Origin of the sequence: Lederbergia wuyishanensis (genome assembly GCF_022900255.1) — a bacterium.
Lineage (GTDB): Bacteria > Bacillota > Bacilli > Bacillales > Bacillaceae_C > Lederbergia > Lederbergia wuyishanensis.
Genome location: NZ_JALIRM010000002.1, coordinates 363,979 through 373,952 on the forward strand (window position 1 = coordinate 363,979; position 9,974 = coordinate 373,952).

6 protein-coding genes and 1 rRNA gene are annotated in these 9,974 nt (G+C 38.6%); 4 read left to right on the plus strand and 3 right to left on the minus strand.

What is annotated here, in order from left to right; translation table 11 throughout:
• Positions 1-1,923: a DNA topoisomerase (ATP-hydrolyzing) subunit B gene (gene gyrB, locus MT489_RS07970; RefSeq protein WP_244681013.1), complete on the plus strand. Its 1,923-nt coding sequence runs from the start codon at positions 1-3 to the stop codon at positions 1,921-1,923.
• Between the two features lie 75 nt (positions 1,924-1,998).
• Positions 1,999-4,476, plus strand: coding sequence for a DNA gyrase subunit A (gyrA, locus tag MT489_RS07975; RefSeq protein WP_244680997.1), 2,478 nt, complete (start codon positions 1,999-2,001; stop codon positions 4,474-4,476).
• A gap of 139 nt (positions 4,477-4,615) precedes the next feature.
• Here gyrA and MT489_RS07980 read toward each other — a convergent pair whose 3' ends face one another.
• Genes MT489_RS07980 through MT489_RS07990 form a run of 3 tightly spaced genes read right to left on the minus strand, consistent with a single transcriptional unit; the run spans position 4,616 to position 8,239 of the window.
• Positions 4,616-5,086: a (2Fe-2S)-binding protein gene (locus MT489_RS07980; RefSeq protein WP_244680998.1), complete on the minus strand. Its 471-nt coding sequence runs from the start codon at positions 5,084-5,086 to the stop codon at positions 4,616-4,618.
• Entirely contained in the window at positions 5,079-5,918 is an 840-nt protein-coding gene (locus MT489_RS07985) for an FAD binding domain-containing protein (RefSeq protein WP_244680999.1), read from the minus strand. The genes MT489_RS07980 and MT489_RS07985 overlap by 8 nt, the downstream gene beginning before the upstream one ends.
• A 2-nt stretch (positions 5,919-5,920) precedes the next feature.
• A complete protein-coding gene (locus MT489_RS07990; protein WP_244681000.1) occupies positions 5,921-8,239 on the minus strand; it encodes a xanthine dehydrogenase family protein molybdopterin-binding subunit in 2,319 nt (772 codons plus the stop codon).
• Between the two features lie 266 nt (positions 8,240-8,505).
• On the opposite strand from MT489_RS07990, the gene MT489_RS07995 reads away from it, so the two are divergent.
• Together MT489_RS07995 and MT489_RS08000 are read left to right on the plus strand one after the other, a co-directional pair.
• A complete protein-coding gene (locus MT489_RS07995) occupies positions 8,506-9,594 on the plus strand; it encodes an HD-GYP domain-containing protein (protein ID WP_244681001.1) in 1,089 nt (362 codons plus the stop codon).
• Between the two features lie 267 nt (positions 9,595-9,861).
• A 16S ribosomal RNA gene (locus MT489_RS08000) occupies positions 9,862-9,974 on the plus strand; the annotation flags it as partial.

Here is a 9,974-nt window from a genome sequence, read left to right on the forward strand (position 1 = left end):
ATGGATCAAAAAGATTTTCAAGAGCAACTATATGATGAAAATCAAATACAAGTGCTTGAAGGGTTAGAAGCAGTTCGAAAACGGCCTGGAATGTATATTGGCTCAACCAGCTCGAAAGGACTTCACCACCTTGTATGGGAAATTGTAGATAACAGTATTGACGAAGCGCTAGCGGGATATTGTGACGAAATCAATGTTGCGATTGAAGCAGATAACAGCATTACCGTAAAAGATAATGGTCGCGGAATTCCTGTTGGGATACAGGAAAAAATGGGCCGACCTGCCGTTGAAGTTATTTTAACTGTACTTCATGCTGGAGGAAAATTCGGTGGTGGCGGATATAAAGTATCTGGCGGCCTCCATGGCGTTGGTGCATCGGTTGTTAACGCCCTTTCGTCTGAATTGGAAGTTTACGTCCACCTAAATGGCCAAATTCATTATCAGAAATATGAACGTGGTGTTCCTTGTTTTGATTTAAAAGTGATAGGTGAAACAGATTATACCGGAACAATCATTCATTTTAAGCCAGACCCTGAGATTTTTACAGAAACAACAGAATACGATTTTGATACGCTTGCAACTCGTATTCGCGAACTTGCCTTTTTAAATAAAGGTTTGAAGCTTACGATAGAAGATAAACGTGAGGAAAAGAAGTTCAGTGAGTTTCATTATGAGGGCGGAATAAAGTCTTACGTAGAACATTTGAATAAATCAAAAGAAGTTCTGCATGAAGAACCTGTCTATATTGAAGGAGAACGAGATGGGATTGAGATAGAGGTTGCTCTACAATATAACGATGGATTTGCTAGTAATATGTACTCTTTTGCCAATAATATTCACACATATGAAGGCGGTACACATGAATCAGGGTTTAAGACTGCGTTAACTCGAGTCATTAATGATTATGCACGCAGAAGCAATATCTTTAAAGACAATGACAGCAATCTTTCAGGTGAAGATGTGAGAGAGGGCTTAACAGCTATCGTATCGATCAAGCACCCAGACCCACAATTTGAAGGACAAACTAAAACGAAACTCGGAAATTCTGAAGCTCGTACCATCACTGACTCGTTATTCTCCGAGTATTTTGAAAAGACATTACTGGAGGATCCAGTACTTGCTCGTAAAATTGTCGATAAAGGATTAATGGCGGCAAGAGCCCGCTTAGCGGCAAAGAAGGCTCGCGAATTAACGCGTAGGAAAAGTGCGCTTGAAATTTCAAGTTTACCTGGAAAATTAGCAGACTGTTCATCTCGTGATCCGGAAATTAGTGAATTATTCGTCGTTGAGGGTGATTCAGCCGGTGGTTCCGCTAAGCAAGGACGTGACCGTCATTTCCAAGCCATCTTGCCACTGAGAGGTAAAATCCTGAACGTTGAAAAAGCACGTATTGATAAAATTCTTTCTAATAACGAGATTCGAACAATAATTACTGCACTTGGAACAGGGATTGGAGAAGACTTTGATATCGCCAAATCACGTTATCATAAAATGGTCATCATGACGGATGCCGATGTAGACGGAGCTCACATTCGTACCTTGCTCTTAACGTTCTTTTACCGGTTTATGAGGCCGTTGCTTGAGGCAGGTTTCGTGTATATTGCACAACCACCTCTTTATAAAATTTCCCAAGGGAAAAAAGATTATTACGTGTATTCAGATCGTGAATTGGATGCAAAGTTAGAAGAATTGCCTCAAGTTCCAAAGCCAGGCATTCAACGTTATAAAGGTCTAGGGGAAATGAATCCAGAGCAGTTGTGGGAAACAACGATGGATCCTGAAAACCGCACACTTCTTCAAGTGAGTCTTGAAGATGCGATTGAAGCTGACCAAACGTTTGATATGTTAATGGGCGAAAAAGTAGAACCGCGTAGGGTGTTTATTGAAGAAAATGCGTTGAGCGTTAAGAATCTAGATATTTAATAGGTTTTGTAGCTTCACATTTTTAATGTCAAGCTCTGCGTCAGCCCCTCGAGGTCATAAAGGAGGTTGCCAATTATGGCAGAAGTACCTAATTCAAATATAAAAGAAATCAATTTAAGTCAAGAAATGCGATCTTCTTTCCTTGATTATGCGATGAGTGTCATCGTTTCCCGTGCCTTGCCGGACGTACGAGATGGCTTAAAACCAGTGCATCGTCGAATTTTATATGCAATGAATGATCTTGGAATGACAAGTGATAAGGCATATAAAAAGTCAGCGAGAATCGTTGGGGAAGTTATTGGTAAATACCATCCACACGGTGACTCTGCCGTTTATGAAACGATGGTTCGGATGGCGCAAGATTTTAGCTATCGTAATATGCTTGTAGATGGTCACGGAAACTTTGGATCGGTCGATGGAGATTCCGCGGCTGCGATGCGTTACACAGAAGCAAGAATGTCAAAAATCTCGATGGAACTTGTTCGGGATCTAAATAAAGATACGATTGATTATAAAGATAATTATGATGGCTCTGAAAGAGAACCTGTTGTGTTACCTTCACGTTTTCCGAATCTTTTAGTGAACGGATCTTCAGGTATTGCGGTTGGGATGGCAACGAATATTCCTCCGCATCAACTTGGGGAAGTGATTGATGCGTTGCTTGCATTAAGCCGAGAACCGGAAATCACCATTCAAGAGTTAATGGAGTATATTCATGGACCAGATTTTCCTACTGCGGGAATTATCTTAGGTAGAAGTGGTATTAGAAGAGCCTATGAAACTGGTCGTGGTTCGATTACGATAAGGGCTAAAGTAGAGATTGAAACGAAATCAAATGGTAGAGAAACGATTATCGTTCATGAACTCCCTTATCAAGTGAATAAGGCAAAACTAATCGAGCGTATTGCTGAGCTTGTCCGTGAGAAGAAAATTGAAGGAATAACGGATTTAAGGGACGAATCAGACCGAAACGGAATGCGCGTTGTAATGGAAGTCCGCAGGGATGCAAATGGGAATGTCATTTTAAATAACTTATACAAGATGACAGCGATGCAAACGAGTTTTGGTATCAATATGCTTGCACTTGTTGATGGACAGCCGAGAGTATTGAACTTAAAACAATGTCTATACTATTATCTTGAACACCAAAAGGTAATTATTAGACGAAGAACTGAATTTGAATTAAGAAAAGCGGAAGCGCGCGCTCATATTTTAGAAGGTTTGAGAATCGCACTTGATCATATCGATGCAATCATCAGTTTAATTAGAGGATCAGAAACGACTGATATAGCAAGAGCAGGGTTAATGGAGCAATTTAACCTTACTGAAAAGCAAGCTCAAGCGATTCTTGATATGCGCTTGCAGCGTTTAACAGGATTAGAACGTGAAAAAATTGAAGAAGAATATCAAGGGCTAGTTCAATTGATATCTGAATTAAAAGCAATTTTAGCAGATGAAGAAAAAGTTCTTGATATTATAAGAGAAGAATTGCTTGAAATTAAAGAGCGCTTTGACGATGGCAGACGTACTGAAATTGCAGCTGGCGGCCTATTGGATATGGACGATGAGGACTTGATTCCAAGGGAAAATGTCGTTGTGACATTGACGCATAATGGATATATTAAACGATTGCCAATTTCTACGTATCGAAGCCAGCGCCGTGGCGGCCGTGGCGTGCAAGGTATGGGAACAAATGATGATGATTTTGTTAAGCATTTGATCACGACATCCACGCATGATACCCTACTTTTCTTTACGAATAAAGGGAAGGTATATCGCGCTAAAGGCTATGAAATACCTGAATTTAGTAGAACAGCAAAAGGATTACCAATTATTAATTTGCTAGGAATTGAAAAAGATGAATCGGTAAACACAGTCATTTGTGTTGAAGAATTCCTTGACAATTGGTATTTGTTCTTTGCAACGAAACAAGGTGTTGTAAAACGAACTCCTCTTTCGGCATTCGCTAACATTCGAAATAATGGTCTAATCGCTTTAAGTCTTCGAGACAATGATGAACTCATTTCGGTTAAACTGACAGATGGCAATAAGAACATTGTAATGGGGACGAAGAGCGGTTTACTCATACGCTTCGTTGAGACAGATGTTCGTTCAATGGGAAGATCTGCCACTGGAGTAAAAGGAATTACCCTTTCAGATGACGATGAAGCGGTTGGAATGGAAATTCTTGAAGAAGATGATGATGTTCTCATCGTAACGAAAAATGGTTACGGAAAACGGACGCCTGCATCTGAATATCGTTTACAAAGCCGCGGTGGTAAAGGGTTAATTACTTGTAAAGTAACCGACAAAACAGGCACGGTAGTCGCTGTAGAAACAGTAAAAGGCGATGAAGATGTCATGTTAATCACTGCCGGTGGTATATTGATTCGTATGGGGATACAGGACATTTCCGTGTTTGGAAGAAATACACAAGGGGTAAAACTCATTACACTTGGTGAGGAAGCAGTTGTAGCTACAGTAGCTAAAGTTGCTAAAGAAGAAGAGGAACAACTAGAATCTGAAGAAGAAATTTCTGATGAAATAAATTAAGAGAGCGCCGGTTTCGGCGCTCTTTTAGTACTTTCAAATTTGAATTAGTTAGCAATGGATGTCTGCCCTATCTAGCTCAAGGCACTATACTTTTAAAAAATTCGATTCTTATAAATCTTTTTTAGGCAGTCAATTTTACTTATCTTTGATTGAGTGTAGCCCATATCGCTTCTTCAATTTCCTGGTAACTTGTACACCTGCATATATTGGAAGATAGCCATCCTTTAACTGTTTCTTTTGATGGGTTCGGATGATTAATAATCAGCGACTGGCAATTCATGATGAAGCCTGGTGTGCAGTAGCCACATTGGAATGCGAAATGCCTGATAAAGTTTTGTTGTATGGGGGTATCTCGCAACCCTTCAATCGTTGTGACTTTATGACCTGCAGCCTCTATCGCAAGCATAATACACGATTTAAAGGGAAGATTGTCAACCATGACGGTACAAGCCCCGCAATCCCCATTTAGGCATCCTGGCTTTGCTCCAGTCAAAGAAAGTTTATTACGAAGTAGGCTCAGTAAAGTTTCACCAGCTCGAACTTCCATATGCTTCATCTCACCATTTATTTCAAGATCAATGTCAAAAATCTGAAATTCATCTCTAGCCATCATACCCCTCCATTTCCAACAAAAATTCCATCAAAAGGTTTTTTAAAACAAATAATCGATATTCATTTGATCCTTCTATGTCATTGAGGATTGGTTCAGGTATCTGATTAATGGCATTTTCAATTCTGCTCTCAATTGGTAAAGCCACATTATTTATTTCATTTTCCATTGCTAATGAGCGGAAGGGAAATGGGCAGATTCCACTGAATGCCATGCGAAGATAACCATTCACATTCATTGCAGTGCCTGTAATAAGGGGGTAGCCAGTTTCCCATTGTTTTCTTATTTTTCGCGAAATGAAAGGGAAATTCAAAAAAACTGATTCTGTTCGTATATTTACGAGTAAATCACCTTCTTCTAACCGTAGTTCTTTATTAAAAATGGTGTTGATGGGAACTTGTTTTACACCTTGAGTACTAGCTATAAGGAGATAACTATCCGCGAGTAGAAAAGGCAAGACGGCTTCCCGATAAAAAATTTTTCCGCAAATATTACCTCCAATTGTGATCTTATTCCTAGCAGTTTGATCTGCAATTTCGCTAGAAACACTTGTTAATAATGGAAAAGAATTATCTTTTTCGATTGTGGTCAAAGGGACAGAGGCACCTATAATGAGAGATTGGTTGTTTTTATTTAATATTGCACATTCCGGAATTCCTTTAATATCAATGATGGATCCTGGGTTATCTATGTTTAGCCTGCCAAATGTTAAAATCTCTGTTCCGCCTGAAAAATACATAGGTTGTTTATTGGCCCTTCTTAGTTCTTGAAATAATTCTACTGCGGCAGGTAAATTTGTTGGCTTATAGTACTCAATCTTCGCTGGTAACATGTTTATCTCTCATCCTCCTTTGTCCTCCAAATTAATTCAGGACTGAGAGGCAAATGATTAAGATTTATTTGAACTCCTGCCGATAAAGCATTTCCAAGTGCTGCTGGCATCCCTATAAGACCATGTTCTCCGACCCCCCTAGCTCCATATGGTGCATCGATTTGAGGAGTTTCTACAAACTCTATAAAATATTTAGGCTGTTCACCATATCGTAGCGGGCGATATGTTCTTAATTGGGGGTTTAGAACTCTACCATATTCATCAAAGATAAACGTCTCCCTGCCTGCAAATGACAAACCCATACTCATTGCTCCCATTACTTGCCCTTTAGCTCCAGCAAGATTTAAAACCTTTCCGATATCAATGACTGAATAGGCATTAATGAGTCGATACTGGTAGGTCCTTGTATCAATTTCTATCTCGACTCCTTGAGCTCCGACCGTCCACTCAGGTCCAGGTTTCCCCGCACCTGTTTCTGGGTCTAACCTTGTAATATGCCTGAGCGTATACGTTCCGCTTCCGATAATTTGTCCGCCAACCGTATTCCCATTAGGGTAAACAAATCCGTAAGCAATATCTTTAACATCCACGTTTATGGAAGGATCATCTCGTAAAAATACCTTTTCATACCCGACTTCTAAATCCTCAATCGGTGCACGTAATATACAAGAAGCTCTTTCTTTTAATTGAGTAATTGCGTCGTCTGCTGCTTTTAAAAGGGCCCTCCCAGCCATAAAGATTCCTCTACTCGCAACTGTTTTCCAATGCTCGGGCGTACTTTGGGTATTTACTGGCATTTGAACGTAAATTTTTTCAATTGGCATTTTCATTCTTTCGGCTAAAATTTGAGCCAGCACCGTCTTTGTCCCTGTTCCAATTTCAATTACACCTGATATTAAATTGATACTTCCATCAGGGTTAAACGTTAAAATAACTCCTGAACTTGCGTTGGAATCAATGGTAGAGTTTTTCCAAATGCAACTAATCCCTTTTGCCCTTATTTTGTGCTGATCGAGTTTGATAATTTGTCCATTATCCCAATTCATCAATTCTCTAAGTTTGGAAATACATTTTTGCAAGTTCCCGATATTACTGGAGTTTAATAAAACTTGGGTAGGTGATGTATCCCCAGGTTTAATGGCATTTATATATCTAAAATGAAGGGGGTCTATATTCAATTTATTGGCTAGAATATCCATCGTTCTTTCAAAAGTAAAGTGAACTTCTGAATGGCTAAATCCTCTAAAAGGAGCTGGATAAGGATGGTTCGTATACATGCAAAATGAATCACAGAATACATTCTCTATATGATAGGGTCCTGTGCAATCGACCGCCCCTGCTCTTGATAAATCGATTGCCTTATCAGAGTAAGCACCGCCATCCCATAAATAAACCAGTTCAGCAACCTTTAACAATCCGTCATTAGTACATCCTAGTTTTACCTTTGCCTCAAGCCCAATATGCCCCGGAGAAGTGACCATATCTTCTTCCCTAGTATTTACGATTTTAACGGGTCTGCCATCCACTGCCCTCGATGCGATGTAGGCTAGGATTTCCAATTGAACGGATGCTTTCCCCCCATAAGCTCCCCCAACTAAAGGAGTATGTACGACGATGTTTCCAACTGGTATTTCGAAGTAATCAGAAATCAGTTTTTTTATCATAAAGGGAGCCTGGGAAGAAGAAGTTATTTCAACTATTCCACTCTCATGAATTTGGGCAAACGAACACCTTGTTTCCATTGCCACGTGGTCTGATGGATGAAAGGAGAAGGTGGCTTCTGCCGTTACAGTGCTCTCATTCCACCCTTTTTCTAAATTTCCTTTACGAATTTTTATTTTTGAAGCGATATTCGTTCCGGGTACGGGAAACGCTCCGGGTGTTTTTTTATAACTTCCTAGATTTTCATGAATGATGGGGGCATCTGGCCGAAGTGCTTCACTTGGAGAGTTAACGACTGGCAGAGGTTCATAAGTAACGTCTAGATTATTTGCTCCTAGTTCAGCCAGACGAAGGTTATCCGCAACAACAATTGCGACTACTTCCCCGAAATAACGTACTCGGTCGAATGCTATTGGTGGCCTATCACGAAGTTCTTCTCCAGTGAGCGGTAAATTTCCTCCAGTAATAATGGCGTGAATTCCTTTCATTCTTCGTGTTTTCGTGTCATCTATATTTACTATTTTTGCATGACCGTATGGACTCATCACAATTTTTCCATATAGCATTCCTTTTGTTTCAAAATCATTTGTATATCTAGCCTTTCCAGTAACTTTTTCCAAAGACTCTTTACGGTAAATGCTATGTCCTATAATGCTCATCGTTCCTTTCACCCCCATCTGATTAGGGCATGCTATTTCATCTTATGATGTTGGTGACAGTTAACATTCATCAATTTGAAGAAATAGTAATGACTAAAATGATAGAAAAAATATTTTTTAAAGTAAGCTGCCTTTTTATCGCAGCTTGTCTCTTAGCGATTTTTCTATTTTTGAAACCAATTTTATCTTTTTCTATAATTTATCCATTTTTAGCAATATTTTGGTACAATTAGAGGAGGGAATTTAGATTTCCAGGAGGTATCATTGTGAAAGTTAGAGTAGAAGAATTAATGGTGGGTTGTATTTTAAATAAGGATGTAATGGGGAAGACAAATAATCCACTTATACCTGTTAATACGACATTGAATGAAATGCATTTAGAAGTATTAAAATCTTTTCTTATAAAAGAAGTTGATATAGAAAGCAAATTAGAGAATGGTGAACTTTTTAGTGGATTAGGTACGGAAGATTCACCAAGTCTTTCGGAAGTGAAAACTTCACCAGCATTATCATTTTTGGACTATTATGGTCAAGCAGTAGAGCAGTATAAAAAGGAATTTTTGTCTTGGCAATCAGGATTAGGAGTTAATATATCTAATATAAGAAATATTTTATTGCCACTATATGAGAAGGCTCAGGAAAATAAAGAGTGGATTCGTAAAATACATCGCTATTCAAATAAAGAAGATTATTATTATCATCATCCAATTGCCGTTGCGTTGATTGCAAGTTTTATTGCAAAGGGATTAGGATATGACAATGGTCAATGCTTACAAATTGCTTTAGCGGGCTGCCTCGCAGATTGCGGTATGGCTAAAATAAATGAATCCTCTTTTATGAATACAAGATCCCTTAATGAACAAGATTGGAACGAAATTAAGAAACACCCTGTACATAGTTATCAAATGGTAAAAAATATTCCGTTATTGAAAACGGAAACAAAAATAGCTATTTTGCAACATCATGAACGATTAGACGGTTCGGGATATCCAATTGGAGAAATGGGAAAACGAGTTCAAATGCAGTCTCAAATTGTAGCAATTGCCGATATATATCATGCTATGACAGCGGAACGGCCATATAAAAACATGCAATCCCCATTTAAATCATTACAAGTGATGGAAGAAGACCAATTTGGGAAATTACATATCTCTATATTGAAAGTATTAATTTCTGCAATTGCCTCACTTCCAGTCGGAACAACGGTTAAGCTTTCAGATGGACAGTTTGGAAAAGTTATTTATGTAAAACAAGATGCAATGCTAAGACCTTTGGTGAAAATCTTAGATACCGGAGAAATTCTTGATTTAGAAAAAAAGAGAAATATATATATTACTTCGATTATTGGAAGCTAGTAATCGACATACTTTTTTTACCATTAAAATTTTTAAAAAAAACTCTTGCATGGTTTGTATAAAGTTGTTATATTAATACATGTGCTTCTTAAGCACTCGAAAAACTTTTAAAAAACATATTGACATTGGAATTGATCAGTGTTATTATATAAAAGTTGCTTTTAAAAAACTAATAAGAGTTTGATCTTTGAAAACTGAACAAAACGAACGTTAAAATTATTTTTAAAACAATGGTTTTAAACCATTGCCAGCAAATGAGCTACAAACTTCAATGAGAGTTTGATCCTGGCTCAGGACGAACGCTGGCGGCGTGCCTAATACATGCAAGTCGAGCGAATGGATGGGAGCTTGCTCCCTGAAGTTAGCGGCGGACGGGTGAG

Excerpts from the sequence above, each read along its gene's own strand:
- gyrB (WP_244681013.1), top strand. The coding sequence starts at position 1 with ATGGATCAAAAAGATTTTCAAGAGCAACTATATGATGAAAATCAAATA.
- gyrA (WP_244680997.1), top strand. The coding sequence starts at position 1,999 with ATGGCAGAAGTACCTAATTCAAATATAAAAGAAATCAATTTAAGTCAA.
- MT489_RS07980 (WP_244680998.1), bottom strand. The coding sequence starts at position 5,086 with ATGGCTAGAGATGAATTTCAGATTTTTGACATTGATCTTGAAATAAAT.
- MT489_RS07985 (WP_244680999.1), bottom strand. The coding sequence starts at position 5,918 with ATGTTACCAGCGAAGATTGAGTACTATAAGCCAACAAATTTACCTGCC.
- MT489_RS07990 (WP_244681000.1), bottom strand. The coding sequence starts at position 8,239 with ATGAGCATTATAGGACATAGCATTTACCGTAAAGAGTCTTTGGAAAAA.